The following is a 24,969-nucleotide window of genomic DNA, read 5'->3' as shown; positions in this document are numbered from 1 at the left end:
CCGCAGGCGTTTACCACGGTGTCGTGGCCGACGTGGGCGATTCAGTATTCTGCGTCGAAAACTCGGGAAAATAGGTGTGCGATTCAGTAGTGATCGATTCTCCGGACGGTCGGGATTCACCGACTGGTACCGTGGATTGCGTGGCGGGGAACAACAGTGCCGTCTTGGAACGGCCGACTGACAAGAAAACCATTGTTCGAGATTCACTGGGGGTTGGGCTGGCGGTAGGCGCCCTGGGGCTTTCCTTCGGGGCGTTGGCGGTGGTCGCGGGCTTCTCCGTGGCGCAGGCCTGCGCATTGTCGCTGCTGATGTTCTCGGGGGCGTCGCAGTTCGCGATCATCGGTGTGGCGGGCGCGGGCGCGTCGCCGCTGGCGGGCGCGGCCACGGCGACGATGTTGGGCGCGCGCAACGGTTTGTACGGGCTGCACCTGTCGCCGTTGCTGGAGGTCAAGGGGCTGCGCAAGCTGCTGGCGGCGCACCTTGTGCTCGACGAGAGCGCCGCGATGTCCATGGGCCGCAAGTCGACCGGCGAGGCGCGGCTGGGCTTCTACGCGACCGGGATCTCGGTGTTCGTGCTGTGGAACATCGCGACGCTGATCGGCGCGCTGGCCACGAAGTCGCTGCCGGACCCGGCGGTGCTCGGGCTGGACGTGGCCGCGCCCGCGGCGTTCCTGGCGCTGCTCGCGCCGCGGATGAACTCGCGGGAACCGTGGATCGCCGCCCTGGCGGCCGTGGGCGTCGCACTGGCGGCGGTGCCGCTGCTGCCAGCGGGGGTGCCGGTGCTGGTCGCCGCGATCCCCGCGCTGCTGCTGGGGTTGTTACTGCGGGAACCCGTTGAGCGCCAAGAGGTGTCGGCCTGATGTGGACCGCGATCCTGCTCGGCTCACTCGGCTGCTACGCGCTCAAGCTGGCGGGGCTGTCGGTGCCGAAGACCTGGCTGGAGAACCCGAAGGTGCGGCGGATGTCGGCGCTGCTGCCGGTGGCGCTGCTCGCGGCGCTGGTGGCGATCCAGACCTTCGGGGACAAGGATAGTTTGACGGTGGACACTCGGACGGTGGGGCTCGCTGTGGCCTTGGGTGCGATCCTGCTGCGACTGCCGTTCTTGGCGGTGGTGGCACTGGCTGCCGCCGTCACCGCGGGGCTGCGGCTGATGATGGGCTGAGCCCGGACCGGCGGACCGCGGTCCGGATGCCGCCACCGAACCGGTGGGCGAAGGTGCCACCGGCGACCGCGGTGCCGGTCGTGGCCGCCGCCAGGGCCTTTGCGGAGCCGGTTCGGGCAGACTGGGCTGTGACGGTGTGGGGTGTGTCGGTGGCTGAGATGGGTGAGGTCTCCGGTGGTTGGTTCGTCGACCAAGCTGCATCCGGGGTGTGAGCAGGGGCAGAGGCCGTTGTCGCTCGTGCTGACCGCCGGGAGGCGCGGCGACAGCCCGCGGTCCGCTCCGGTCCTGACGGCCGCGCACTCGTCCTGATCGGGTGCGCACCGCAAGGCCAAAGGGGTCGAAGGACGGGCGGCCACCGGCCTCCGACCCCTGGGTCTACAAGCGGCGTCCTGCGGTGGAGTGCGGCGCCAACCGGTTCCAACGCCACCGCGCTGTGGCTGCGCGAGATGACAGGCTCGCCGTCCGCCACGAGACCACCGTCCACATCACCGCGATCGACGAATGGCTCTGGCCGACTTCGACACGGGCCCTAGTTGATCGCGATGCGACCGAGGTTGACGTCGACGTCGAGGTAGATGTCGTTGTCACCGGTGCCCACGGACACCGGGACGTCACCGGCAACCGCGGTGCCGGTGGCGGCGGTCGCGGTCAGGACCGGCAGGGCGAGCAGCGGGGCCAGCACGAGCGCCCTGACCAGACGAGCCTTGTTCATGGGAGTCCTTCCGCCCGCGCGCCGGCGCGGCGCGCGGATCTGTCTACTTGGGATTGGCGGGACCAGCCTCACCAAACCCCGCGCCCGCCGCAACATCAACACCGCCCTGACACCCGAACGTGTTCTCGTTGCGCGGGAGCCTAAGAAGCGCGTCCGGCGGCGACGACGTCGGCGCCGAACAGCGCTGCGACGCAGCGCTGGGCGTCGGCGGGTGGACGGGAGAAGGCGCCCGGTGAGGGGACCAGGTGGTTGTAGAACGTGCTGCCCTCGCACAGCGGGCCTAGCACTCGGATGCGCCGTTCTGTCGCGCCATCGGTTCGTATTGGGTGCTGGTCGCGGTCGACCGCGACCCCGGTGGCCCCCGGCACCGACCGCAGCAGCCCGGCCTCGCGGAGGGACACCAGCAGTGGGCTGGCCGACGACCCCACCGCCGGGTACGGCACATGGGCGCGGCAGAGCCAGTCCACGTCCCGCTCGAACGGGACGGCCAACCGGGTCGAGCTGATCCGCCAGCGGTCCGTCGGCAGCCACGTCACCTCGGGTGCTGGGCCAGCCGCCAGGGACACCACGCCCGCCTCCACCAGCGCCAACAGGTCGCGGTGTCGGTCGTGCTGCGGCCCCACGACCGCGCGGTTCATCCTCGGCACTGCCACGGCGAGGAACGACCGCAGGGAATCCGCTGTCAGGCCGCCGAAGTCGACCGCGTAGCGGATCGTGTCGCGCAGGTCGCGCAGGATGTCGATGCCCGCTTTTACCGGGCTGCCCTCGAATCCCAGCACGCCCTCGGCCAGGTCCGCTCGGATGAAGTCCACCGCCCAGTCCTGATAGGACTGTCCTGAAGTTAACGCCATGCCCTCGCTGCCGGTCCACGCGGCGTAGGCGTCGAATCCGCCGTGTGCGGTGTCCAGTGCGTTGAGCAGGACCTCGACCTCGCCTGGCGTGCGCACGTTGGCGAAGGGGTCGGGCTCGCCCGCCATCGTCGCCCGGCGCCGGTGGTAGGCGGCGCGCATTTCGGCTAGTACCAACGGAAGCAGGTCGGTGTCGAAGTCGAGTGGGCCGCGTTCGTGCCGCAGTCGGTCGATGGTCGGTTCGGTGAGGGCGACCGGGACGTAGCCGGGCAGTGGTCGGTTGACCAACGGTCGGGCCCGGAACGGCACGCCCGACGTGCAGAACATCAGCACGGACGGTTCGCGCCCACTGGGCCGGTAGCGCCGGTCGCCCGCGAACGTGCCGCCGCGGCCGACGGTGAGCGCAGCCAGCGCGTCCATCGCCGAGAGGCCCATCCCGCCGATCGCGACGGATTGGCCGGGCTCGACGCGGTCGAGGGTCGCGGGCAGCGGGTAGAGGGCATCGATCACGCGGCCGGGTGCCGCCGGGCGGGTGTTCGGGGTGTGCCCGGTGGTGAGGAACACCGAGTCGACCGATGCGACGGTGTCATCGGAGAGCCGGAAGGCCAAGCCGGGTCCCAGGTGGTCGACCAGCTCCACGACCTGCGCGCGGTGGAAGGTGACGCGCACGTTGGCGGGCGCGGACCGGACCAGTTCGCCGAGGAACCAGCGCAAGTACTCGCCGAGTACGCGGCGCGGCAGGAAGTCGGTGGGTCGGATCGGCCTGCCGACCTCGCCGACGGTCCAGCCGTCGGCGCCAACGCGCAGGTCCCGGCCGGTGGCCCACTCGTAGAGGCTCGGGCCCCGACGCTCCGGGCCCGCGCCGATCATCGCCCGGTCGGGGAACATGGTGACCTGGCCGCAGACGGTGTTGAGCAGCAGGTAGTCCGGCTGGGCCGGGGTGTGCAGGCCGGTGCCGTCGCAGGTCGGGTCGACGACCTGCACCCGGACCGGGGCGGGGTGCGCGGCGGCGATGGCGAGCAGGCGTTCCAGGACGCCCAGCCCGCGCGTGCCGAGTCCGATGATCAGTACCGAAAGCTCGTTCGCCATGCCGCTCCCACACCTGCCGTGTCAGTCCACGATTCGTACCCGGACCCTGCGGTTCTGCTTGCCCTTGTTGTCCACCTTCGTGATCTGCAGCCTGCCGATCTGCTTGGTGGAGGCCACGTGCGTGCCGCCGTCGGCCTGGACGTCGAGGCCGACGATGTCGACGACGCGCAATTCGGGGTCGTCGCCGGGCGGGGCGACATTCTGCGTGCGAATCAGCTCGGGGTCGGTGAGCACCTGCTCCCGCGCCACGAAACGGACGTCGATCGCGCGGTCGCGTTCGATCTCGGCATTCACCGCCTCCTCGAGGATCTGCTTGAAGTTCGGCGGGACGGTGGGCAGGTTGAAGTCCATCCGGGCCTCCCCCGGCTCCATGTTGCCGCCGGTGACCGAGGCGCCGAAGTCGCGGAAGACGGTGCCGCACAACACGTGCAGCCCGGAGTGGGTGCGCATGAGGCTGGACCGGCGGTCGTCGTCCAGCGCGCCCTGGACCACGGTGCCGACCGGCGGGACCGGGTCGCCGGGGGCGGGCAGGAGAAAGTGGTCGTCAGCCTTTCGGGTGCCCACAATTCGAGTGGTGACTCCCTGCCACAGCAACACGCCGTGGTCGGGCGGCTGGCCGCCGCCACCGGGGTAGAAAGCCGACCGGTCGAGCACGACGCCCGCTTCCGGATCCGCCGGGTCCGACCAGAGGACCGTGCACTCCCATTCCCGAATGGTGGAATCCGCCCAGTCGAGGCGATATGTGCGACCGTGATGTGTGATTCCCATTCGCCCACCCTACTGCGCCCCATTCCCGGCGAACCCCCAAGGCCCGGTCAGCCGCCAGCGCAGCAGGCCCGCCGCGCCGTCGGCGGTCGCGCGGGCCTCGGTCGGGTCGGCGCCGACGGCCACGACATAGCCGAGCCGGTCCTGGAACGAGTTCCGCACGCGCACCTCGGTGCCCGGTTGGGCCAGCACGCCGACCCGCTCGACGCCGGGGACGCCCTCGGCCTCCTCGACACCGTCGACGGCGGTGACCGTGCCGGGTCCGGGGGTCAGGACGAACCGGATGGCGGCGGACAGCGCGCGCCGGGGGGTGAGGTCGACCGGCTCGCCGAGCGCGCGCGCCACGACGGCGTCCACCAGGTCGATGCCCAGCGCACCGGAGATCGCGGCCGGGATCATCCCGCCCGCCAGCCGGGGGTTCACCTCCACGACGCGCGGGCCGGCCGCGGTGTCACGCAGCTCTACATGTGCCGCACCCCAACGCAACCCGAGTGCGGAGAGCGCCTCGGCCGCCGCCCGGCCCAGGGCGGACCGGGTCGCCGCGGGCACTGGCGCGGGCAGGTCGTGGCCGGTCTCGACGAAGTGCGGCCGCGGTCCGAGGTGCTTGGCGACCACGACGACCGGCGCGCCGTCGAAGGTCTCCACCGAGTACTCCGGACCATCCAAGTAGGACTCGACCAGCACGGGCCGCGGGTCCAGCTCGGCCGCGGCCGCCTTGACCTCGATCTGGTCGGTGCACAACCGGACGCCCGCGGATCCCGTTCCGTGCACGGGCTTCACCACCACCGGGAAGCCGATGTCCGCCGCCACCCGCACGGCCGCGTCCACCGAGTCGGCCTGCGCGAATCCCGGCCCCGGCAAACCGGCGGACCGCAGGGCGGCGCGCATCGCCGCCTTGTCCCGGGCCAGCGCGACGGCCTCCGGGTCGGGGTGGGGCAGGCCGAGTTCCCGCGCGATGCTCGCCGCTGGGCCGATGAACAGCTCCGAACTGCTGGTGACACCCCGGACGTGGTCGGGCAGCGCGGCCCGCACGGCGACAGCGTCGTTGGTGTCGACCACGACGTGGTCGATGTCGTCTTCGGCGAGATAGGGGTATCGCGCGGGATCGCGGGTCAGCACAACCGGCCGAAGACCGCGCGCGCGGGCTGAGGCGCAGAAAAGCCTTCCGGTACCGGTGGTGTTGCTTTCCAGCAGTACCAACACCTCTGTGCTCACGACCCGGCCGCCAGGGCAGCGGTGCGGGTGGCCTCGTCGAGGGCCGACGCTGCGTCGTCGAGGGCACTGTGCTTCGCGCGGCACCACTCGCGGTGGGCGGACCAGTCGGCGAGAGCTTGGTCGAACGGGAGGTCGAACGCCCCCGGGCCGCCACCGTAGCGCTGGGCCTCGACCAGTTCGGCGGGTGTGCGGCCCTCGTCGAGACCGGGCAGTTCGCTCGAGCCCGAGGCGACCGCCGCGCGGACGGCGTCGCCGACGACCTCGTGCGCGGTGCGGAAAGCCGTGCCCGAGCGGACGAGCCGGTTGGCGATCGAGGTGGCCGCGGTGAAACCGGTGGCGACCCGCTCGGCCATCCGACCGGGGACCGGGACAGCGCCGGCGAGCAGCACCTGGCAGAGCGCGACGGACTCGGCCGTGGCCGCCAAGCCCGCCCGGATCTCGGCCACCGACTCGGTGCCGACCTCGATGGAGTTGGTGAACGGCGCGGACTTCACCGTGGCGGCGGCACCCGCCCACGACCCGATCGCACGGCCCGCCTTGGCCCGCACGTGCTCGAGCAGGAACGCGTTGCGCTTCTGCGGCATGGCCGAACTGCCGCCCACCAAGCGGTCGGGGAAGGTGACGAACCCGAACTCCGCGCTGCTCCACAGTTGCAGGTCGGTTGCCGCGCGGCTGAGCACCACCGCCAGGCTCGCGGCCGCGGCCAGCAGGCGCAGCGGGGTGTCCCGGCTGGCCAACGAGTCCAGTGCGTGCGACGTGGTACCGGAGAAGCCCAGCAGGGCGGCGGTGCGGGCCGGGTCGATGGGCAGGTCGGTTCCGGCCACGGCGGCGGCTCCCAGCGGGCAAGTGTCCAATTCGGACACCGCGGCGCGGAAGGAGCGCAGCTCGCGGCCGACGGCGTGCGCGACGCCCAGCAGGTAGTAGCCGTAGGTGATCGGCATCGCGGCCTGGAAGTGCGTGTGCACCGGCATCACCACCGCGCGGTGGGCGCGGGCCCGGGAGAGCAGCACCCCCTGCAACCGGGCGACCTGCTCGACGAAGTCGAGCGACCAGGCGCGCAGGTCGAGGGCAGTGGTGGTGGCCTTGAGGTCGTTGCGGGAGCGGCCGGTGTGCAGGACCCCGCCGACGTCGGCACCGAGCCGCTCGATGAGGTAGCCCTCGTACATCAGGTACACGCCACGGGGAGCCGGTCGCCCGGCGAGCGCGGCGAACTCGGTCTCGGTCAGCTCGGTGATCAGCTTGAGCAGGGCGCGGGCGGCGTCGGGGTCGACCAGGCCGCGCTCGACGAGCATGACCAGGTGCGCACGGTCGACGCGGGCGGTGAAGGCCAGCTCGGCGGCGACCTCCTCGGGGGGCAGCGCGCCGTAGACGACCCGCCGGGTGCGCGGGCCGAGCCCGCTCAGCGCGGCCATCAGCGCACCGCCAGGCCGACGCCGGCCACGGCGTCGGCGTAGGTGCGCCTGCCCCAGTCGAACGCCGACCACACGGTGCCGGGGACGGTCGCGTCGGCGACCGGTGTCGGCGCGTCCGGCAGCTCGGCGCGGACGTGGCCCTCTGCCGCGAGCCAGGCGTCGTCGTAGACCGTGTCTAGGTAGCGGTATCCCTCGTCAGGTAGCAGGACCACGGTGAGGGCGTCGGGGTGTTCGCGCGCCCACCAGCGCGCGGACAGGTACGCCGCGCCCGAGGTCGGCCCCATGAACAGGGCGTGCCGCTGGTGCAGTTGCCGGGTGGCGAGGAACGCCTCGTCGGCGGTGCACCAGTGCACGCTGTCCAGGACGGTGTGGTCGAGGTTCGGGGGCATCAGGCTGTTCCCCAGGCCGCGCAGCGCCCTTGGACCGTCCGGGTGTCCGAAGAGGACACTGTCGTGCGAGTCGACACCGATCGCGTGGCAGTCGGGCAGCACCGAGCGCAGGAACCGGGTGGTGCCGCACAGCGAGCCGCCGGAGCCGACCGGCCCGACCACGCAGTCGACCTGGCCCAGCGCCTCCACCAGCAGCTCGGCCACCAGCGCGTACGAGCGCGGGTTGTCCGGGTTGCTGTACTGCTCCGGGCAGAACGTCGAGGGCAGCTCGCGGCGGATCTCGGCCAGCCGGGTCAGCCGGGCGGCCTGGTAGCCGCCGACCGCGGCCTTGGCGGCCACCCGCTCGACGACCGCGCCGAGGTCGGTGAGCCTGCGCAGCAGCCGCTCGTCCACGGCCGGGTCGCTGACCAGGATGAGCCGCCTGCCCGCCTGCGCGGTCTGCATCGCCAGCGCCAGGCCGAAGGTGCCGGAGGTGGTCTCCACGACCACCGTCTCCGGCTCCAGCAGCCCGTCGGCCTCGGCCCGGCGCAGGATGTGCCGCGCCGGGATCATCTTCATCAGGGTGAAGCAGACCCCGTAGAGGTTGGGCGCCAGGCGGATCAGCTTGGGGATCCGGTAGGCCTCGGTCGCCTCGCCGTAGGGCCGAGCGGGCATCACGCGCCCACCGGCACGTCGCGCACCAGCGACTCGCCCAGCACGCTGGTGACCGGCAGGCCCGCCGCGCCGATCCGGTCGACCGCGCGGTAGACCCCGTGCGCGGTGTCCGGCCGGGCCGGGTCGAAGATCACCCCGGCGACCGTGCCGCTGTGCGCCACCTGGACCCCGCAGGCCCCCTCCTCCTCGGCCAGCGCGAGCAGGAAGTCCAACGGCTGCTTGGGCAGGAAGCGCTGGTTGATCCGGGCGCTGGCGCTGGCGGCGCGGCCGAGCAGGCCGACGTCACCGGTGGTCAGCGAGCGGCGCAGGGCACTGCGCAGCACGCCGAAGGTGGCCAGCTCGGTGCTGCCGTAGCGCGGCTGCTCGTGCGCCAGGGTGTCGACCGAGACACCGGGGTCGGTGTCGCAGCCGACCACGACCATCGGCGGCAGCCGCGGCGCGAGGGTCTCCACGACGGCGCCCTCGCGCTGGGCGAAGAGCACCACCCGGTCGGCCACCATGATCGAGTCGCAGGCGCCCTCGGCGAGCGCGGCCAGCCGGGCCACCTCGTCGTCGGGCAGCGGCGCGCCGCGGCTGTCGGCCACCGCCCGGATCGCGGCGGTGACGTCGCTGGTGGACGAGCCCATGCCGACCCCGCGCGGGACGTCGCCGGTGACCTCGACCCGGCCGCCGGGCGGCTCGTCGAACAGCGCCCGCAGGGTCAGCTCGACCGCCCGGCCGACCTTCTCGTAGCCCGGACCGGGCAGCACGAGCGCGGCACCGGGCTCGGGGTGGAAGACCACCCGGCTGCCGATCCCGCGGTGCGGCAGGGTGAGCAGGGCGCGGACCAGCGCCCCGCCCGGTCTGCTGAACGCGCCCTGCACCAGCTCGCCGTGGTGGCCGTGCGCGGTGCCGATGCCGACCCGCGGCGCGCCGGGACCCCGGCGCCCCTGTGTCATCGAGATCAATGCTCCCCCAAGCTGGTCCACCGCAGGCCTGCCCGCGCGCCGCGTCTTGGTCAGGCGTTCTTGCGAATGGTGAAGATGAGGCTCTCGTGCTCGTGCTCGTAATCGCGGTAACCGGAGTGCGGCGGCTCCCACCAGCGCTGCGTCTCCACATTCTCCGCGACCATTCCGACCGATTCCAGCAACGCGTCGAGATCCGGGCGCTCGTAGAAGCGGCAGTAGAAGTCGAAGTGGTCGATGTAGATCTTCGGCTCGACCTCGCGGATGTTCGGGTCGGTGACCTGGCAGTCGTTCATGGTCCACATGTTCGCCACCAGGGCGCCGCCCGGGCGCAGGATCCGCCAGAACTCGCGCAGCGCGTCCTCGGGGACGGTGAGGTGGCCGAGCAGGTCCCAGCAGAAGATGCCGTCGACCGAGTTGTCCAGCAGACCGGTGTCGAAAGCGTTGAGCCGCAGGAAAACGGTCTTCGCGCGCACGCCCGCCCGGTCGACCACGGCCTCGGCGATGGCCATGCCGTTGACCGAGGTGTCACCGGCCAGCAGCACCGAGCCGCCCGCGGCCAGCGGGGGCAGGTTGCGGCCGTCGCCGCAGGGCAGGTCGAGCACCACGGCGGCGCCGCGCTCGGCGAACAGCTCGGCCGCGACCTGCGCGTAGGGCACCGGCGGGTCGCCCCAGAGGTTGGCGCCACCGGCCAGGCTGGAGGTGTCGTAGGCGTCGTTCCAGAGCGGGATAGCGGATTCGTCCCGTGCCGACATCGGCGTTACCACAATTTCCCCCGTTATTGTCAGTGCGCCCCGAATAAACCGGTCCTTGGGCGGATGGCAGCCAGGTCGCAAGGCTCGAAGTCGACTAAACGATCTAAGCACGCCGTCGCCTTCCCGCTCAATACTCCATCCCAGGGATCCCCATCCCCCAACCGATCCACCAGCTCCCACATTCAGAGACGACGGCTGTTAGGCGACCATTTCGGCGATCGAGATCACCCAGGCGAACGATGGTTGTCGCGGATTTCGGCCACCAATAGCGCCGAACCGGACCGGCTGGTCAGGGCCGCGTTCGACGGCCGGCCGGAGCGACTTCGGGCCGACCATGGCCGAAGTCCGCTAGATCGAGTGGTGAGCGCCACGTTCAGTCACCCAGCGTGACCGACCGGAATGGGCCATTCACCCCAGGACGACGAGCGCCGCGCACCGAGCCGCGGCGGATGAGGTGCACCGATATCACCCGGGTCGCATTAGCCAATTCGGGTCAATGTCGCTGTACGTGAATGGCACCGACCACCAAAGATTCCATTTGGGTCTGTGCGCCCCGGATAACATGACTCCCGTTGTTCCAGCATGACGTCAGCGAAGACCTCATTGACGACTGGAGATAATCATGTCGGTCCTTTCCCGTATCGCCGCGGTCACCATCGCGGGGGTCGCGGCACTTGGCCTGGGCACGCCCGCGCAGGCGATCCCGTCGGTGTACCTGTTCAACCTGCCCACCTCCGCCGAGTGCACCTCGGCGGGCACCAACGGCGTCAGCGGGGCGGTGTTCGTGACCTACTCGTGCCAGAGCGGGATCGCGGGCTACAGCCTCAGCGCGGACCCGACCTACGGCACCTTCACCGACGCCTACATCGCCACCTTCCCGACCCTGGCCAAGTGCAAGGCCGCGGGCGACGCAGGCATCGCGGCGGGCGCCTGGACCTCGTACAAGTGCCGCCCGGGCATCGCGGGCTGGGACCTGCTCGTCACCAAGTAGTCGCCCGGCGGGACCGGTACGCGAAGATCCACCCACGCGACCACTGCGACACGGGTACCACCGGTGACGGGGTGGTCGTGGAAAAGGACTACGCGGGCCCTGACGCACCAGCGCAGGCGCCGCGAGTACACCGCGCTGCAGCGCTTGTGGGGACGCGTGCCGGTTCCGCCCGTGCACAGGGTGCTTGAGGACGCCAACGGTCCGGTGCCCGCGGTGTGGTGCAGGGCCAGGCTGGCGCGGTTCTCGACGAAGATCGACGTCTGGAGCGTCCACGGCTGGGAACGGCGGTCTCGAAGGTAGCTAGGCCTTCGGCGTAGACACGCCGGACGACGGCCCAGTCGGTGGGCTTCAGCGCAGGGAACGCGATGTCGTCAGGAGTGTTGTCGGGCCGGGCGGCACGTGAGCAGTCTAGGTCGACGCCGAGCGTGGCCCGGCGTCCAGATCGGCCAGCAGTGCCTCGACGAGGGACCTGATCCGGTCGCGGATCCGGCGGACCGCGGCCAGGTCCTGTCCGGCGGGGTCGTCCAGCTCCCAGTCCAGGTAGCGCTTTCCGGGGAAGACCGGGCAGGCGTCACCGCAGCCCATGGTGACGCAGACGTCGGACTCGGTGAGCGCGGTGTGGGTGAGGAGCTTCGGGGTCTCGGTGGTGAGGTCGACTCCGACCTCGCGCATGGCCTCGATGACCGCCGGGTTCACCTGGTCGGCTGGGGCGGAACCGGCGGAGTGGACCTCCACCCGGTCGCCTGCCAGGTGGCGCAGCCAGCCCGCGGCCATCTGTGAGCGGCCGGCGTTGTGCACGCACACGAACAGCACCGATGTCATGGGTCCTCCGTGCTTGCGACAGGTGGGTAGAGGAAACGCAGCAGGGGCACGGAGAGTGCGCCGGCGGCGAGCTGGGCGAGGACGAACGCGGGGACCGAGGATGGGGCGATCCCGGCGAAGGTGTCGCTGAAGACGCGGCCGATGGTGATGGCCGGGTTGGCGAAACTCGTTGAGCTGGTGAAGAAGTAGGCAGCGCCGATGTAGGCACCCACGGCGGCGGGCACCCGTTGGGCGCGGTCGGTGCGGAGTAGCGAGAAGATCACCAGCAACAGCCCCAGGGCGGCCACCACCTCGGACACCCCGTGCGCCCAACTCGCGCGGTCGGTGGTGCTGATGCTGACCGGGGCGGCTTCGAACAGGACGTTGGCGAGGACCGCCCCGACTACGCAGCCGGCTACTTGAACGGGGGCATAGGCCAGGGCGCGGCGTCGGGGCAGGCCGCCGAGTGCGGAGTCTACAAAGGACACGATCGGGTTGAAGTGCGCGCCGCTGACGGGGCCGAAGACCAGGATCAGGGCGTAGAGACCCGCGGCCGTGGCGGCGGCGTTCTCCAACAGTTGGAGCCCCCGGTCGCCGGGCGAGAGGCGTTGGGCGGCGATGCCGGAACCGATCACCAGGGCCGTGAGCAGGAGGCTGCCGAGGAACTCGGCGAGCAGGGCCCGGGACAGTTGGCGGGTCATGGCCGACCACCGCGAGCGCGGGCGAGCGGGCAGAGCCGAACCGCAGGCAGAATCCGGGCGCGGCGACGCGGCGGGAGGTGGCCGATCGGGCTGTCACGTGGCAAGACAACCTGGGCGGCGTGGTCACCGCCGACCTGCTTGCCGTGCGCCGAGGCGAGGTGGGCCAACGGGTCGCCGCGCTCGTCGGCTCGCCGCAGGGCTACGCGGCTTGAGCGAGCGGGATCAGCGCCAGGACCATGAGCCGTCGGGCGCCCGGTCCGCCCTGGTAGGTGCATGGGCTGCTGGTCCGAGACCTGTCCGGCCGACGTCGAACGCGGCGATGTGCCGCCATCCGTTCCAGGTTCCAACCAGCGGGTCACGGCCCATCCCCCTGCGGGGTGCGGACAGCCGGGGCCAGCCGGTCGACTCGGTCGGCCAGGTCCAGGTAGGCATTGTTGAAGGCGGTCTCGGTGCCGGTGGCGGCCGGGTCTGGCACCGACCAGTGCAGGCGGTCGGTCGGGTCCATCTCCTCGTGCGCGTTGTCGCAGACCGCCACCACCAGGTCGTCCAGACGCAGTACCCGTGCCACGTGCTGGGGGTGCGTGAGCGTCAGCCCGTGGGCCCGCGCGGTGATCACCGCGAGCGGGTGCACCGACTCGGCGGGACGGGTGCCCGCGGAGGTCGTCGGGACGGGGCTGCGCTTGGCCCACAGCGCCGCCGCCAGCTGCGATCGGGCCGAGTTGTGACTGCACACGAACACCACGCGGTGGGCTTTTCGGGTTCTTGTGGGCATCAGGTCTGACAGTGCGGACGTGCGCAATCGGAGGTAGGTGCGCCGGTGGTCGCCCTCCGAGCGCGACCGCGTGACCAGGTCCGCGAGTTCGAGCTGCTTGACGTGGTGGGCCAGCAGGTTGCTGGACAGGCCCAGCTCAGCGCCCACCTCGCCCGGGGACGCGTCGCCGAGCAGCAGGCGGTCGACGATCGCCAACCGGGCGGGCTCGCCGAGTGCCGCGTGCACCCGGGCGCGGGCCGCTAGCTCGGCAGACCAGTCAGTACTCATTGAGTCAATGATGACTGAGGCAAGTGTCCGTCGTCAACGGCTGTGCCTGTCTCCCCCCTCAGGGGCATCATGTAACCCGTGGAGTCCTACCGCGTAGACCGCTGGCTGTGGGCGGTCCGACTGGCCAAGACCCGCCCGGACGCCGCGGCGGCCTGCCGGGGCGGCCACGTGCGGGTGAACGACCGACCCGCCAAGCCCGCCACCGTCCTCGTCCCCGGCGACCAGATCCGCGCCCGCGTCGGCGACACGACCAGGGTCGTCGAGGTGGTCCGGGTGATCCAGAAGCGCGTCGGCGCCCCGGAGGCGGCGATGTGCTTCATCGACCGCACGCCGAAGCCGCCGGTCGTCATCCCGATCGCGCACCGCGACCGCGGCACGGGCAGGCCGACGAAGCGGGACCGCCGGACGATCGACCGGCTGCGCGGCACAGAGGCGTAACGGGCGTGGGCGAACGGGCCAACCTGGTGTAGCCCTCGTTGGGAGCGCACTCGCCAAGCGGAGCGACGATCGCACGCAGACGGGCTACTCCGGGTTGACCTGGTGTACGGCCCAGGTGACCTGGTCGGCGAGGATGGCCCACTCGAGCACGGCCGTCGGGGTGCGCAGTTGGATCACTCTGGTGACCGGGCTGGCGGAGATGATCTCGCGGCCGCTCGGCTGCCGTGGGGTGTCCGCGTTGACGCCTTCGACGGTCAGGTGGATGGGTTGGCGCTTGAGGAAGCGGACGCCGCCGATGGTGGCGACGAAGGTGATGTGGTCTACCGCCAGGGTGGCCAGGCCGTGGCGCCAACCCGTGGTGAGTCCGTCCTGGTGGCCCTGCAGCACGCGGAAACCGCATTCGAGTTGGCCGCGTTCGGCGTAGCGGGTGGCTCGTCGGGTGGGCATGGGGCGAACCCTATCCGATCATGTCCGGCTGCCGGAGGGGCGCGGCGCGGGGGTTCACTGGTTGACGGGTCCGCCAAACCATTGCGTGCGAGGTCGTCGGCGAGGTTGTGGTGGCCGCGGTGGTGTGCGGGGTGGAGGGCTTGGTCGTTCGGCGCGCGGTGGTGGTGGCCGTCATGCTCGTCGTGCTTGCGGCAGTTGGTGCGGTGGTTCTCGAGGCCCGCGTTGTGCTTGCGGGGCCGGTGGTCGGGCCGGTGACCTCGTTTCGCACCACGGGGTGGTCCACCACGCGGACAGTGTAAGGCTGGTGATCAACCGAGTTCCAAGGTGGTGACGGCGTAGAGGCCCGCTTGGTCGATCTCGGGGGTGGGGCCGGTGTACATCCGGGCCGCCTCGAACGACGGGGTCAGGCCGAGTCGTTCGACCAGGGTGATCGCCGTCCTGTTGATGTCCGGCACGTCGACGGCGATGGGGAAACCGGGCCTGGTGGCCGAAAGCGCGGTGAGGAGCGACTGCGCGACCTCCTCGGACGCGGCGTACAGCGGGCCGACGCGGGACACCTGGCCCGCCAGGCGAAGGACGCCGAGACCGACGAGGGCGCCGCCCTGGACAGCGGCGAGGGCGGTGTGGCCGGGCAGACTCACCCACCCGGCGAGGAAGGACTCTCGGGGCGCTGGGAAGAAGCGGCGGTCGTAGGCGACCAGCTGGTCGAAGGGGACGGCACGGGCGTCGACGACGGTGACCGACACCGTGCCGCCCGCCGGGACGCCCTGGTACCGCACGTTGTTCCACGCCCGGCGGAAGCCGGACCTCCGGTAGTTGTCCTGCTGGTCGACCACGCCGTCCAAGCCGATGTTGCGGTCGACCAGGTGCGCCATCGCCCTGCGCCACAGCACGATCCCGTGGCCCTGGCCGCGCACGGCGGGGCGGGCGATGTAGAAGCCGATGAAGCCGAAGTCGGTGCCGTAGCGGATGGCGGAGACCGAGGCGACCGCTTGGCCGTTGAGCCTGCCGAAGAAGAAGCCGCCCGGGTCCGCCGGGAAGAACGCCAACGGATCGGAGTCGCCGGGGTTCCACCCCTCCTCGTCCGCCCAGTCCCGCAGTCGGCGCACGTCGGACGCCGACGCGACGGACACCGCGAGCTCGACCATGCGCAACCTCCCCGTGGACCAGAACGCCGCGATCCTCGCACCGCCCCCGGGTCGTGCGCTCGGTCAAGAGCCGGGATTGACCCCATCGAGCCTGCGGCGGATTCCTTCCAGCAGGGTGCGGGCCCGCAGCGAGAGCAGGCTGAACGATCCCGCGTCGCCGAGGCCGTGGGTGTTCTCGCAGAGTCCGTTGAGGAACAGCGCGGGTACCGGCGCGCCCTCGGCACGGGGTGGGACGAAATAGTCCCGTTCGACGGTCACGACGCCGGCGTCATCCCGAGCCAGGTCGTCCACAATGGACTCTAGGAGCCGGGGGAACCGCTCGTTGTGGGGCGCGGGGCCGAGGTCCCGGTAGCCGGTGCCCAGCACGACGGCGTCGGCGGCCAGCTCGGCGGAGACGCCGGTGTTGACCTCCCGCACCAGGAGTTCGACCCGGTCGTCGCCTGCCGTGGCGATGGTGACCTCGTGGTTTGCGTGCAGCACGAGTCGCTCGTCGCCGTCGATGGTGTCCTCGTAGCGGCGGACGTAGAGGTTTTCCAGCACGTCCTGGTCGACCGAGGAGTAGTTGCTCGAGCGCAGCTGCGCGTCCAGGCGCGCCTTCGCCTGCTTCGAACCGTCGAAGTAGTAGTCGGTGAACTCCGGGAAGTAGGACTCCTCGGAGAACGGGCTGGTGTCCTTGAGCCGGTAGCCGAACCCGCGCATCACGGCGAGCACTCGATCACCGGCGGAGTGCAGGTCGAGCGCGATCTCGGCGGCGCTCTGGCTCGCGCCGACGACGGCAACGGTAAGCGGACCCGTTGCGCCGGAACGGAGTTCGGCCAGCCGGAACCCGTATTCGCTGCTGTGGAACACCCGCGCGCCGGGGGTGAACTGTTCCGGCACATACGGCGTGCGACCGGTGCCGACGACCAGCACGCGGCCCCGGTGCTGCTCGCCGCGCGCGGTCTGCACGACGTAGTGCGGCTCGGCGCCCGCGTCGATCTCGACCTTGACGACCTGGCTGTCGTAGCGCACCAGGTGCGCCAGCTCGTCGGCGACCCAGCGCACGTAGCGGGCGTAGTCGCGGCGCAGCGGGAAGTGCGTCGGCACGTTGAGGAACGCCAGCAGCCTGCCGGTCTCGTGCAGGTAGTTGAGGAAGGTGAACCGGCTGCGCGGGTCGCGCAGCGTCGCCAGGTCGCGGCTGGGGTGGTGCTGGGTGTCCACCCCGCGCAGCAGCATGCCGGGTTGCCAGGCCGCCTCGGCGCGCGCCTCCAGGAACAGGCAGCTCAACTCGGGGGCTTCCTCGTGGCAGGCGGCGGCGAGCGCGATGCCACCCGGGCCGAAACCGATGCCCAGCACGTCGTGCACGGTCACCGCGGGTACCTCCATCTTGTCTCCGGACATCGTCTTCAGCTCACCGGGACCGGCACGGCCGAACCGACCGGACCGACCACGGTGCCAACCGCGGTGCCGATCGTGCCCGCCACGGTGGTCCAATCGGCGAGCGGCATCGTCAAGGGCGGCAACAACTTCAGCACCCGCCCGGCACCCGCGGTCTCGGTGATCACGCCCGCGGTGAGCAGCTCCCGCCGGACCTGTTCGGCGAGGTCGGCGGTGGCGAAGCGCAACCCGCTCATCGCACCTCGACCCACCACTTCGGACAGACCAGCGGGCAGCGCGGCCACGATGTCGGCGAGCGCGGCGGGAACGGCCTCGGCCAAAGCCGCGGCCTGCGCGACGAACCGCGGGTCCGCCCAGTGGTCCAGGGCCGCGGTCGCGGCGACGAAAGCGAGGTTGTGGCCGCGGAAGGTCCCGTTGTGCTCACCGGGCGCCCACTGGTCGTGCTCGCGCCGGATCAGCAGCGCGGCCATCGGCAACCCCATGCCGCTCAACGACTTCGACAGGCAGACCAGGTCGGGCCGCAGTTCCGGGAAGCCCTCGAAGCTCAGGAAGGTGCCGGTCCGCCCGCACCCCGCCTGGATGTCGTCGACGACCACCAGCGCGCCGAACGCGTCGGCCAGCCGCCGGACCTCGGCCAACCACCGGCGACTGGCCACCGCCAGGCCGCCCTCGCCCTGCACCGTCTCCAGCAGCACGGCGGCGACTCCCTTGCGCAGGGCCGCTTCCAGGAGGTCGAGCGCACCGTCGAAGGGCAAGATCGTGACATCTCGCAGCGGAACCCCGGCGCCACCGCGGAGCAGCGGCGAGGTGGTCGCGGCGAGCGAACCCAGTGACGCGCCGTGGAACCCACCCGTGAACGCGACGACCTCGGTGCGGCCGGTCACCTTCCGGGCGAGCTTGAGCGCGGCCTCCACGGCCAGCGTGCCCGCCGGTCCGGGGAACTGGAGCACGTGGTCGTCGAGACCACGCGGACCGAGCACGACCTCGGCGAACCGGGCGAGGAAGGCCGCTTTGGCGCTGGTGTGCAGGTCGAGAGACTGGACCGGCCCACCGGAGCGCAGGTAGTCGACAACCCGCTCGACCATCGCGGGCGGGTTGTGGCCGTAGTTGAGCGCGCCCGCGCCGCTGAGCAGGTCGACGTAGCGGCGGCCGTCGACGTCCCACAGGTGGTGGCCCGCGGCGCGCTCGAAGACGATCGGCACGCCACGGCAGTAGCTGCGCACGCCGGACTCCAGGCGCTCGAAGATGTCCACGGTGCTCACTTGGCCAGCACACTCCCGTCGCCGGGGCGGTGGTCGCGCGAGCGGCGCAGGTCGGTGAACGCGAAGGTGCGCTGCAGCCAGCGGTCTTCGCCGTCGTAGCGCGGGGTGAACGCGGACCGGCCGTGCAGGGTGACCCGGTTGTCGACGACCGCGAGGTCACCGGGGCGCAGCCGCACCGCGTCGTAGCGGCGGTGGGCCACGACCCGCAGTTCGGCGAGGGCATCGCGCGCCTGGTCGGTGAGCCCGGTGGTGGCGGCCTCGTCGAAGCACAGGTCGGGGTCCTCGGGATCGCCGGTCAACACGGCGTGCGCGCTGCCGGTGCCGCCCTCGGTGAACGACGGCGGGGCCGCGGTGGCGAACTCCCTGCGGTACAGCGCTTCCCGCGTCCGCTCGGTCAGGTCCGGCACGATCTTGCGGGCGCAGCAGGTCCGCAGCTCGCCGCCGTCATCGCGGTCACCGCGCAGGCACAGGAGCAGCACGTGGTCGGGTCGGTGGGGGTGGAAGGCGTTCTCGGTGTGGAAGGTCAACTCGACCGAACCGACGTTGCCCTGCACCTCCTCCTCACCCGGCACCGGCACGACGTCCTGCACCAGCGCACCGGACTTCTCCGCCGCGAACGCGCCGGGATCGCCTGGCCCGGAGGCGACGAGGAGCAGGAGGGCGGCGGGCAGCGTGGGTGTCAGCTGGGCCGAGCCGGTGACCGCCGGGGTTGGGGGCGGGTCACCGACCGGCAGGCCAGTGAGCAGCAGCCTGCCGTCGGGGCCGGAGTGCCTGCGGAACTCCCGCACCAGCGCGCGGACGCCGCCGGGCAGGTCCTCCCAAGACCGGCGCGCGGCGGCGACCCAGGCCGGGTCGTCGACGCGGGTACCCGCCCGGTCCACAAGGGACCGGGCGACCCAGCGCAGGCCGGTGCGGTCGTCCCCGGTGAGCACGGGTGTCTCGGTGGCCGGTCTCGTCATTCGCCCATCGCCTCGATCAGGCTCTTCGGCCGCAGGTCCGTCCACTCGCGCTCGACGTAGGCCAGGCACGCCGCCCGGTCACCCGGGCCGAACACCACGTCCCAACCGGCGGGGACGGCGACGAACTCGGGCCACAGCGAGTGCTGCCGCTCGGCGTTCGCCAGCACGAGGTACACGCCGTCGGGGTCCTCGAAGGGGTTGGTCATCACAGGCTCCTCTCCCGCGCGCGGAGCCGGTCGGCGATCAGCCGGCCGACGACGGCCGCCGGGGCGGCGGCCAGCACGCCGTTGTGCGTGGCGGGTACCGGGTGGACCTCGATCCGGCCGGTCACGTGCGGGCGCCACAGTTCGGGCGCGCGGCGGGACTCGCCCTCGTCGAGCAGCTCGGCCTGTCCGAAGAGGACATCGCCCCGGTAGACCCGCGGCACGTGGCGACCCGCGAGCACGTTGTTGTTGACGAACACCGCCGTGGCCGAGGTCAGCAGCGCGGGCCCGGCGTCGGCGAGCCCGTCGGGGATCTCCACTCCCGCGAGCAGCTCCGTCGCGGAGCGCTCACGCAGGGAGGGGTCACGCGGGTAGGCGTCGAGCAGGGCGAGCAAGTCGACCTCCTCCCCCGCGTCCTGGAGCCGGACCGCGATCTCGTGCGCCACCAACCCGCCGAAGGACCAGCCGACGAGCCGGTACGGGCCGTGCGGCTGGACCTCGCGGACGCGCTCGAGGTACCGCGCGGCCATCTCGGCCAGGCTCGCGGGCAGCGGCGCGGTCCCGTCGAGACCGGCCGCCTGGAGCGCGTAGACGGGATAGCGGTCGTCCAGGTGCTTGGCGAGCCCGGCGTAGGCCCAGCCCAGGCCACCGAGCGGGTGCGTGCAGAAGATCGGGGTGCCTTCGCCCCCGGTGCGCAGTGGGAGCAGCACCGCCAACGGGTCGGCCTCGGCGGCGTGCAGGCGCAGGGCGAGGGCCGCCGGTGTGGGCGCGTCGAACACGCTGCGCACGGTCACGGTGCCACCCAGCTCGGCGCGGACACGGCCGACCAGGCGGGTCACGGTCAGCGAATGCCCGCCCAGGGCGAAGAAGTCGTCATCCGGACCGACAGCGGGAAGACCGAGGACGTCGGCGAACAGCGCGCAGAGGGCCGCCTCCGCCTCGGACTCCGGCAGCCGGTCGGATACAGTCCACTGTGGAGCTGGGAGGGCCGAGCGGTCCAGTTTGCCTGTGGCAGTCCTCGGTAGCTCGGACAGGACGACGACCGACGACGGCGCCAGGTGGCCGGGCAGGCGAGCGGCGAGCCGGTCGCGCAGCAGCGCCGGGTCGGCGGAACCGGTGACGTAGGCGACGAGGGAGTCACCACGGGCGACGACCACCGCGTCGGCGACACCGGGCTCGGCCGACAGTGCGGACTCGACCTCGCCGGGCTCGACCCGGACACCGCGGATCTTGAGCTGCTGGTCGGCCCGGCCGACGAACTCCAACCGACCGCGCCGGTCCCACCGGGCCAGATCCCCCGTGCGGTACATCCGCGCGCCGGGCTGGAACGGGTCCGCGACGAACCGCTCGGCGGTCAACCCCGGCTGGTTGGCGTAGCCGCGGGCCACGGGCGCGCCCGCGACGTACAGCTCACCCGCGACGCCCGGGGGCACCGGGCGCAGCGCGGCGTCGAGGACGTAGGTCCTGGTGTTGTCGATCGGTCGCCCGATCGGCAGCAGCGGCCGACCGCCCGGGTCCTCCGCCGGGTGCCAGGCGGTGGCGTCACAGGTGATCTCGGTGGCGCCGTACTTGTAGTGCAGCGGGACGCCGAACGCGGCGGTGAACCGGTCGTGCAGGTCCCGGGTCAGGGCCTCGCCGCCGACGAAGACCCGGCGGAGACCGGCCAGGTCAGCGCGGCGGGCGCTCGCCAACAGCACGGCGAGCATGGATGGGACGAAGTGGACGGTGGTGACCGCGCGCCGAGCTATCAGCGCGGCGAGGTACTCGGGATCGCGGTGGCCGTCCGGCTCGGCGACCACCGTGGTCGCGCCCGCGAACGCGGGCCAGAACAGCTCCCACACCGAGACCGTGAAGCCGGTCGGGGTCTTCTGCAACACCCGGTCGTCGGGTGCGAGCGGGTAGGTCCGTTGCAGCCAGCGCAGGTGGTTGACCAGGGACGCGTGGGAGACGACCACGCCCTTCGGTCGGCCGGTGGAGCCGGAGGTGAACATGACGTACGCCGGGTGTTCCGGCCGCAGCGGCGCGGTTCGGTCGGCGTCCGTCGGCGCGTGGTCGGGTCCGACCGCGAGGCGTTCGACGATTCCCGGGTCAGCAAGGTCTACTGTGGACAGCTGATATCCGCCGCCACCAGCGGTGATGACGAGCTGGGCACCGGCGTCGGCGAGCATGGCGGCGGTTCGCCCAGCGGACGCCTCGGGGTCGACCGGGGTGTAGGCCGCTCCCGCCTTGGCGACCGCGTGCGCGGCGACGAGCAGGTCGAGGGAGCGCGGGAGCGCCAGCGTCACAACGGACTCCGGGCCGACCCCCAAGCCGATGAGCAGGTGTGCCAATCGGTTGGCGCGGCGGCCGAACTCCCCGAAGGCCAGCTCGACATCCCCGTCGATCACGGCGAGGGAGTCCGCTGCCCCGCCCTCGATCAGGTCGACGAGCGTCGTGCCGTCAGGGCGCCACGCGGGAGTCAGGTCAGCGTGCTCGTCGGGGAGCAGGACGTCGAATGCGCTGAGCGACGTGTCAGGTGCGGCACCGGCCTGCTCCAGCAGGCGCACCAGCCGAGCGGCGAGCCGGGCGACGGTCTCCCGGTCGAACAGGGCGGTGGCGTACTGGATCTCCCCGGTGATACCACCCGGCTCAGCGCCGGTGTGCCGCTCGGTGAGGCTGACCGACAGGTCGAAGCGGGCTGTCGGCGGCCCGGCCGGGAGCGCCTCGACGGACAGCCCAGGCAGGTCGAGGGCGATGCCGTCGTCGGTGCGGAAGGAGAGCATGACCTGGAACAGCGGGTGCCGTCCGGTCGACCGAGTCGGGTTCAGCGCCTCCACCAGCCACTCGAACGGCGTCTCCTGGTGCGCGTACGCGGCGAGGTCCCCTTGGCGGACGCGGGCGAGCAGGTCGGTGAAGCTGGGGTCGCCGGTGGTGTCGGTGCGCAGCACCAGGGTGTTGAGGAAGAAGCCGACCAGCCGGTCGAGCGCCGCGTCGACCCGACCCGCGACCGGGGTTCCGATCGGGATGTCTTGGCCGGCGCCGAGCCGGGTCAGCAGCGCGGCGAGGCCGGCTTGCACCACCATGAAGACCGTCGTGCCGGACCGCTCGGCGAGATGTGCCAGCAGCCGGTGCGAGGATGCCCCGATCTCCAGCGGCACCGCGGCTCCCGTGCCCGTGGGAGTGGTGGGACGTGGCCGGTCGGTGGGCAGGTCGAGCTCCTGCGGCAGGCCTTCCAGGGCGGTTCGCCAGTGCGCCAGCTGATCGGTGCCGACGTCCGAGGCGAGGAGTTGGTCCTGCCAGGAGGCGAAGTCCGCGTACTGGACGGACAGATCAGTCCACAAGGGACGTTCTCCGCGCAGTCGCGCCCGGTAGGCGGTGGCGAGGTCGTCGGCGAGGGTCGCCATCGACTCGCCGTCGCAGGCGATGTGGTGGACGAGCACGACGAGCACGTGGTCACGCGGGTCCCGGCGGAGCACCCAGGCGCGCACCGGGATCTCGGCGGCGAGGTCGAACGGGTACGCCGAGGCGACCGCGACGTTGTCGGCCAACCGGTCCTCGGTGACGTCGGCGACCTCGACCACGGGCGCGGCGTCCGGAAGCACGACCTGGCGCACGCCCGCGTCGTCCTCGGCGAACACCGTGCGCAGCACCTCGTGCCGCTCGACCACGTCGGCCAGCGCGACGGTCAACGCGTCGGTGTCGAGGTCGCCGCGCAACCGCAGTGCCAGCGGGATGTTGTAGGCGGGCGAGGGTCCGGTGAAGCGGTGCAGGAACCACAGCCGCCGTTGACCGAAGGACAACGGCACCCGGTCGGGCCTGGGCGACGGTTCGACACCGGGCCGGGCGGGTGCCGCGTCGGCGAGCCAGGCCGCCAGGCCCGCGGGGGTCGGCGACTCGAACACCGCGCGCACCGGCAGCTCCACGCCCAACTCCGCCCGCACGCGGCCGACGAGCTTGGTGACGAGCAGGGAATGCCCGCCCAGTGCGAAGAACCCGTCGTCAGCGCCGACCGATGCCCGGCCCAGCACAGCGGCGAACAACGCGCACAGGACCGCCTCGGCACGGTTGCGCGGCGCTCGCCCGGTGGACACGGCACCTGCCGGAGCCGGGAGGGCGTGCTTGTCTACCTTGCCATTGGGAGTCAACGGGAGCGCATCGAGCACGACGAACCGTTGCGGCACCATGTATTCCGGCAAGCGCTTGCTCGCGGCCGTGCGGACGGCTTCCTCAGTCACCTCACCGGCGACGTAGCCGATCAAGCCGTCCGCGTGGACCACCGCAGCCGCGGTGACACCGGGGCACGCCGCCAGCACCGCCTCGACCTCGCCGGTCTCCACCCGCATGCCGCGCACCCGGACCTGTCCGTCGACGCGGCCGATGAAGTCCAGCACGCCCGCCCGGGTCCAGCGCACCAGGTCACCGGTGCGGTACATCCGTTGACCAGTTTCGAAAGGACTCGCGACGAACCGCTCAGCGGTGGCGGCGGGGGCGTTGAGGTAGCCACGGGCGAGCCCGGGCCCCGACAGGTACAGCTCGCCGACCACACCCGGGGCGACGGGGTTGAGCTCGGCGTCGAGCACGTGGGTGCCGGTGTTGTCGATCCCGCGCCCGAGCACCGGGTCCGGGTGGTCGGCGACCCAGGCCAGCGTCGAATCCACTGTGGACTCGGTTGGTCCGTACAGGTTCACCGCCCGCAGTCCCGGGGTCGTGGCCAGGGTGTGCCAGAGCGGGGCGTCGACAGCCTCGCCACCGAGCGCGAGCAGGGCGGGGTGGGTTCGGTCGAGCAGGCCGGCGGCGAGCAGCTGCCGGACGTGCGACGGCGTGGTCTCCACGACGTCGATCCGCTGGTCGGCGAGGTAGCGGACCAGGGCTTGCGGGTCGCGGCGGGTGTCGTCGTCGAGCACGTGCAGCTCGTGTCCGGCGACCAGCCAGAGCACCGGGTCCCAGGACGCGTCGAACGACAGCGGCGCGGTGAGGGCGACCCGCTGCGGGCGCCCGGTGTCGAAAAGCGCGCGCCGGTGGCTGTGGAACAGGTTGGCCAGCGCGCGGTGCTCGACCGCAACGCCCTTGGGCCGCCCGGTGGAGCCCGAGGTGTACAGCACGTAGGCGAGGTCACCCAGCGTCGGGAGCGCGGGCGTGCCCGGTTCGTGAGGCGGCAGACCGTCGAGTACGAGGGTCGGGCGGGCGTCGTCAAGGATGTCGGCCCGGCGGACCGGCGGGGTGCCGGGGTCGATCGGCAGGTAGGCCGCGCCTGTGGTGAGCACCGCCAGGAGTGCGACGATCGCGTCAGCCGAGCGGGGCAGGACCACCGCGACGACATCGCCCCGGCCGATCCCGCGCCCAGCGAGCGTCCCGGTGAGCCGGTCGACTCGGTCGGCTAGTTCGGCGAAGGTCAGGCGCTCATCGCCCGCGACCACGGCAGTCCGAAGTGGACTAATGGCGACCTGGACAGCGAACAGCCCGGGCAGTGTCACCGCGGGCACGGGACGCCGTTCGCCGTGCCACCCGCGCACGAGGTCGTGGCGCAGATCGGCCGACAGGGCGCTCACCAGCCGCACCGGGCTCTCGGGCGCGGCGACCACGCCGGCGAGCAGGCGGGTGAAGGCGGCCGCGAAATCCTCGGCTGTGGCGCGGTCGAACAGGTCGGTGGCGAACTCCAGCGCGCCGCTGATCCCGTCC

Annotated in this window: 23 protein-coding genes (1 of these 23 only partly in view); 5 read left to right on the top strand and 18 right to left on the bottom strand. The window is 71.9% G+C overall.

What is annotated here, in order from left to right:
* Positions 1-140: 140 nt before the first annotated feature.
* Positions 141-860, top strand: coding sequence for an AzlC family ABC transporter permease (locus QSK30_RS23255; RefSeq protein ID WP_285505782.1), 720 nt, complete (start codon positions 141-143; stop codon positions 858-860).
* The gene (locus QSK30_RS23250; RefSeq protein ID WP_285505780.1) at positions 860-1,162 is read left to right on the top strand and encodes an AzlD domain-containing protein; all 303 of its coding nucleotides are present in this window, start codon (positions 860-862) and stop codon (positions 1,160-1,162) included. Before QSK30_RS23255 ends, QSK30_RS23250 begins: the two co-directional genes overlap by 1 nt.
* Positions 1,163-1,691: 529 nt before the next feature.
* Here QSK30_RS23250 and QSK30_RS23245 read toward each other — a convergent pair.
* The 8 genes from QSK30_RS23245 to QSK30_RS23210 all read right to left on the bottom strand — a co-directional run bounded on the left by QSK30_RS23245 (position 1,692) and on the right by QSK30_RS23210 (position 9,945).
* Entirely contained in the window at positions 1,692-1,874 is a 183-nt protein-coding gene (locus QSK30_RS23245) for a hypothetical protein (RefSeq protein WP_285505778.1), read from the bottom strand.
* A 140-nt stretch (positions 1,875-2,014) separates the two neighbouring features.
* A complete protein-coding gene (locus tag QSK30_RS23240; RefSeq protein WP_285505777.1) occupies positions 2,015-3,811 on the bottom strand; it encodes an FAD/NAD(P)-binding protein in 1,797 nt (598 codons plus the stop codon).
* Between the two features lie 21 nt (positions 3,812-3,832).
* On the bottom strand, positions 3,833-4,579 hold the full coding sequence (locus QSK30_RS23235) for an alanyl-tRNA editing protein (protein WP_285505776.1): 747 nt from the start codon (positions 4,577-4,579) through the stop codon (positions 3,833-3,835).
* 9 nt (positions 4,580-4,588) lie between these two features.
* The gene (locus QSK30_RS23230; protein WP_285505775.1) at positions 4,589-5,791 is read right to left on the bottom strand and encodes an ATP-grasp domain-containing protein; all 1,203 of its coding nucleotides are present in this window, start codon (positions 5,789-5,791) and stop codon (positions 4,589-4,591) included.
* Entirely contained in the window at positions 5,788-7,203 is a 1,416-nt protein-coding gene (locus tag QSK30_RS23225) for a lyase family protein (protein ID WP_285505774.1), read from the bottom strand. The genes QSK30_RS23230 and QSK30_RS23225 overlap by 4 nt, the downstream gene beginning before the upstream one ends.
* Complete coding sequence (locus QSK30_RS23220) at positions 7,203-8,246, bottom strand: cysteine synthase family protein (RefSeq protein WP_285505773.1); 1,044 nt, start codon at positions 8,244-8,246, stop codon at positions 7,203-7,205. The genes QSK30_RS23225 and QSK30_RS23220 overlap by 1 nt, the downstream gene beginning before the upstream one ends.
* A complete protein-coding gene (locus QSK30_RS23215; RefSeq protein WP_285505772.1) occupies positions 8,246-9,184 on the bottom strand; it encodes a GHMP family kinase ATP-binding protein in 939 nt (312 codons plus the stop codon). The genes QSK30_RS23220 and QSK30_RS23215 overlap by 1 nt, the downstream gene beginning before the upstream one ends.
* A 59-nt stretch (positions 9,185-9,243) precedes the next feature.
* A complete protein-coding gene (locus QSK30_RS23210; RefSeq protein ID WP_285505771.1) occupies positions 9,244-9,945 on the bottom strand; it encodes a class I SAM-dependent methyltransferase in 702 nt (233 codons plus the stop codon).
* 622 nt (positions 9,946-10,567) lie between these two features.
* Between QSK30_RS23210 and QSK30_RS23205 the strand changes: the two genes are divergently transcribed.
* On the top strand, positions 10,568-10,936 hold the full coding sequence (locus tag QSK30_RS23205) for a hypothetical protein (RefSeq protein WP_285505770.1): 369 nt from the start codon (positions 10,568-10,570) through the stop codon (positions 10,934-10,936).
* A gap of 408 nt (positions 10,937-11,344) precedes the next feature.
* On the opposite strand, the gene QSK30_RS23195 is transcribed toward QSK30_RS23205, so the two are convergent.
* Positions 11,345-11,758: an arsenate reductase ArsC gene (locus tag QSK30_RS23195; RefSeq protein WP_285505769.1), complete on the bottom strand. Its 414-nt coding sequence runs from the start codon at positions 11,756-11,758 to the stop codon at positions 11,345-11,347.
* On the bottom strand, positions 11,755-12,438 hold the full coding sequence (locus QSK30_RS23190) for an aquaporin (protein ID WP_285505767.1): 684 nt from the start codon (positions 12,436-12,438) through the stop codon (positions 11,755-11,757). The genes QSK30_RS23195 and QSK30_RS23190 overlap by 4 nt, the downstream gene beginning before the upstream one ends.
* 77 nt (positions 12,439-12,515) lie before the next feature.
* Between QSK30_RS23190 and QSK30_RS23185 the strand changes: the two genes are divergently transcribed.
* Complete coding sequence (locus QSK30_RS23185) at positions 12,516-12,650, top strand: hypothetical protein (protein WP_285505765.1); 135 nt, start codon at positions 12,516-12,518, stop codon at positions 12,648-12,650.
* 143 nt (positions 12,651-12,793) lie between these two features.
* On the opposite strand, the gene QSK30_RS23180 is transcribed toward QSK30_RS23185, so the two are convergent.
* Positions 12,794-13,477, bottom strand: coding sequence for an arsenate reductase/protein-tyrosine-phosphatase family protein (locus tag QSK30_RS23180; protein WP_285505763.1), 684 nt, complete (start codon positions 13,475-13,477; stop codon positions 12,794-12,796).
* Between the two features lie 78 nt (positions 13,478-13,555).
* Here QSK30_RS23180 and QSK30_RS23175 point away from each other — a divergent pair, with 78 nt between their 5' ends.
* Positions 13,556-13,915: an RNA-binding S4 domain-containing protein gene (locus QSK30_RS23175; protein ID WP_285505762.1), complete on the top strand. Its 360-nt coding sequence runs from the start codon at positions 13,556-13,558 to the stop codon at positions 13,913-13,915.
* 84 nt (positions 13,916-13,999) lie between these two features.
* Here the strand turns inward: QSK30_RS23175 and QSK30_RS23170 are convergent, their stop codons facing one another.
* From QSK30_RS23170 to QSK30_RS23140, 7 genes are all read right to left on the bottom strand, one after another.
* Positions 14,000-14,362, bottom strand: a complete 363-nt coding sequence (locus QSK30_RS23170) for a hypothetical protein (RefSeq protein ID WP_285505761.1) — start codon at positions 14,360-14,362, stop codon at positions 14,000-14,002.
* A 308-nt stretch (positions 14,363-14,670) separates the two neighbouring features.
* Positions 14,671-15,510 (bottom strand): GNAT family N-acetyltransferase, encoded by an 840-nt coding sequence (locus QSK30_RS23165; RefSeq protein WP_285505759.1) that lies wholly within the window; start codon positions 15,508-15,510, stop codon positions 14,671-14,673.
* A 63-nt stretch (positions 15,511-15,573) separates the two neighbouring features.
* On the bottom strand, positions 15,574-16,890 hold the full coding sequence (locus QSK30_RS23160; protein ID WP_285505757.1) for a lysine N(6)-hydroxylase/L-ornithine N(5)-oxygenase family protein: 1,317 nt from the start codon (positions 16,888-16,890) through the stop codon (positions 15,574-15,576).
* A 5-nt stretch (positions 16,891-16,895) separates the two neighbouring features.
* Entirely contained in the window at positions 16,896-18,149 is a 1,254-nt protein-coding gene (locus QSK30_RS23155) for a diaminobutyrate--2-oxoglutarate transaminase (RefSeq protein ID WP_285505756.1), read from the bottom strand.
* The gene (locus QSK30_RS23150; RefSeq protein ID WP_285505755.1) at positions 18,146-19,108 is read right to left on the bottom strand and encodes a TauD/TfdA family dioxygenase; all 963 of its coding nucleotides are present in this window, start codon (positions 19,106-19,108) and stop codon (positions 18,146-18,148) included. The genes QSK30_RS23155 and QSK30_RS23150 overlap by 4 nt, the downstream gene beginning before the upstream one ends.
* Entirely contained in the window at positions 19,105-19,314 is a 210-nt protein-coding gene (locus QSK30_RS23145) for an MbtH family protein (protein ID WP_285505753.1), read from the bottom strand. Before QSK30_RS23145 ends, QSK30_RS23150 begins: the two co-directional genes overlap by 4 nt.
* Positions 19,314-24,969: the 3' end of a non-ribosomal peptide synthase/polyketide synthase gene (locus QSK30_RS23140; protein WP_285505751.1), read on the bottom strand. It continues 16,061 nt past the right edge of the window; the window shows 5,656 of its 21,717 coding nt (coding positions 16,062-21,717); its start codon lies off the right edge, out of view — the gene reads right to left on this strand; the stop codon is at positions 19,314-19,316. Before QSK30_RS23140 ends, QSK30_RS23145 begins: the two co-directional genes overlap by 1 nt.

This window comes from Actinokineospora sp. NBRC 105648, from assembly GCF_030269645.1.
In the GTDB taxonomy this organism is placed as follows: Bacteria; Actinomycetota; Actinomycetes; order Mycobacteriales; family Pseudonocardiaceae; genus Actinokineospora.
This window is presented reverse-complemented; position numbering and strand designations above follow the sequence as displayed.

Excerpts from the sequence above, each read along its gene's own strand:
- QSK30_RS23220 (WP_285505773.1), bottom strand. The coding sequence starts at position 8,246 with ATGCCCGCTCGGCCCTACGGCGAGGCGACCGAGGCCTACCGGATCCCC.
- QSK30_RS23190 (WP_285505767.1), bottom strand. The coding sequence starts at position 12,438 with ATGACCCGCCAACTGTCCCGGGCCCTGCTCGCCGAGTTCCTCGGCAGC.
- QSK30_RS23215 (WP_285505772.1), bottom strand. The coding sequence starts at position 9,184 with ATGACACAGGGGCGCCGGGGTCCCGGCGCGCCGCGGGTCGGCATCGGC.
- QSK30_RS23235 (WP_285505776.1), bottom strand. The coding sequence starts at position 4,579 with ATGGGAATCACACATCACGGTCGCACATATCGCCTCGACTGGGCGGAT.
- QSK30_RS23245 (WP_285505778.1), bottom strand. The coding sequence starts at position 1,874 with ATGAACAAGGCTCGTCTGGTCAGGGCGCTCGTGCTGGCCCCGCTGCTC.
- QSK30_RS23150 (WP_285505755.1), bottom strand. The coding sequence starts at position 19,108 with ATGACGAGACCGGCCACCGAGACACCCGTGCTCACCGGGGACGACCGC.
- QSK30_RS23170 (WP_285505761.1), bottom strand. The coding sequence starts at position 14,362 with ATGCCCACCCGACGAGCCACCCGCTACGCCGAACGCGGCCAACTCGAA.
- QSK30_RS23205 (WP_285505770.1), top strand. The coding sequence starts at position 10,568 with ATGTCGGTCCTTTCCCGTATCGCCGCGGTCACCATCGCGGGGGTCGCG.
- QSK30_RS23165 (WP_285505759.1), bottom strand. The coding sequence starts at position 15,510 with ATGGTCGAGCTCGCGGTGTCCGTCGCGTCGGCGTCCGACGTGCGCCGA.
- QSK30_RS23225 (WP_285505774.1), bottom strand. The coding sequence starts at position 7,203 with ATGGCCGCGCTGAGCGGGCTCGGCCCGCGCACCCGGCGGGTCGTCTAC.
- QSK30_RS23180 (WP_285505763.1), bottom strand. The coding sequence starts at position 13,477 with ATGAGTACTGACTGGTCTGCCGAGCTAGCGGCCCGCGCCCGGGTGCAC.
- QSK30_RS23145 (WP_285505753.1), bottom strand. The coding sequence starts at position 19,314 with ATGACCAACCCCTTCGAGGACCCCGACGGCGTGTACCTCGTGCTGGCG.
- QSK30_RS23240 (WP_285505777.1), bottom strand. The coding sequence starts at position 3,811 with ATGGCGAACGAGCTTTCGGTACTGATCATCGGACTCGGCACGCGCGGG.
- QSK30_RS23250 (WP_285505780.1), top strand. The coding sequence starts at position 860 with ATGTGGACCGCGATCCTGCTCGGCTCACTCGGCTGCTACGCGCTCAAG.
- QSK30_RS23195 (WP_285505769.1), bottom strand. The coding sequence starts at position 11,758 with ATGACATCGGTGCTGTTCGTGTGCGTGCACAACGCCGGCCGCTCACAG.
- QSK30_RS23210 (WP_285505771.1), bottom strand. The coding sequence starts at position 9,945 with ATGTCGGCACGGGACGAATCCGCTATCCCGCTCTGGAACGACGCCTAC.
- QSK30_RS23160 (WP_285505757.1), bottom strand. The coding sequence starts at position 16,890 with ATGTCCGGAGACAAGATGGAGGTACCCGCGGTGACCGTGCACGACGTG.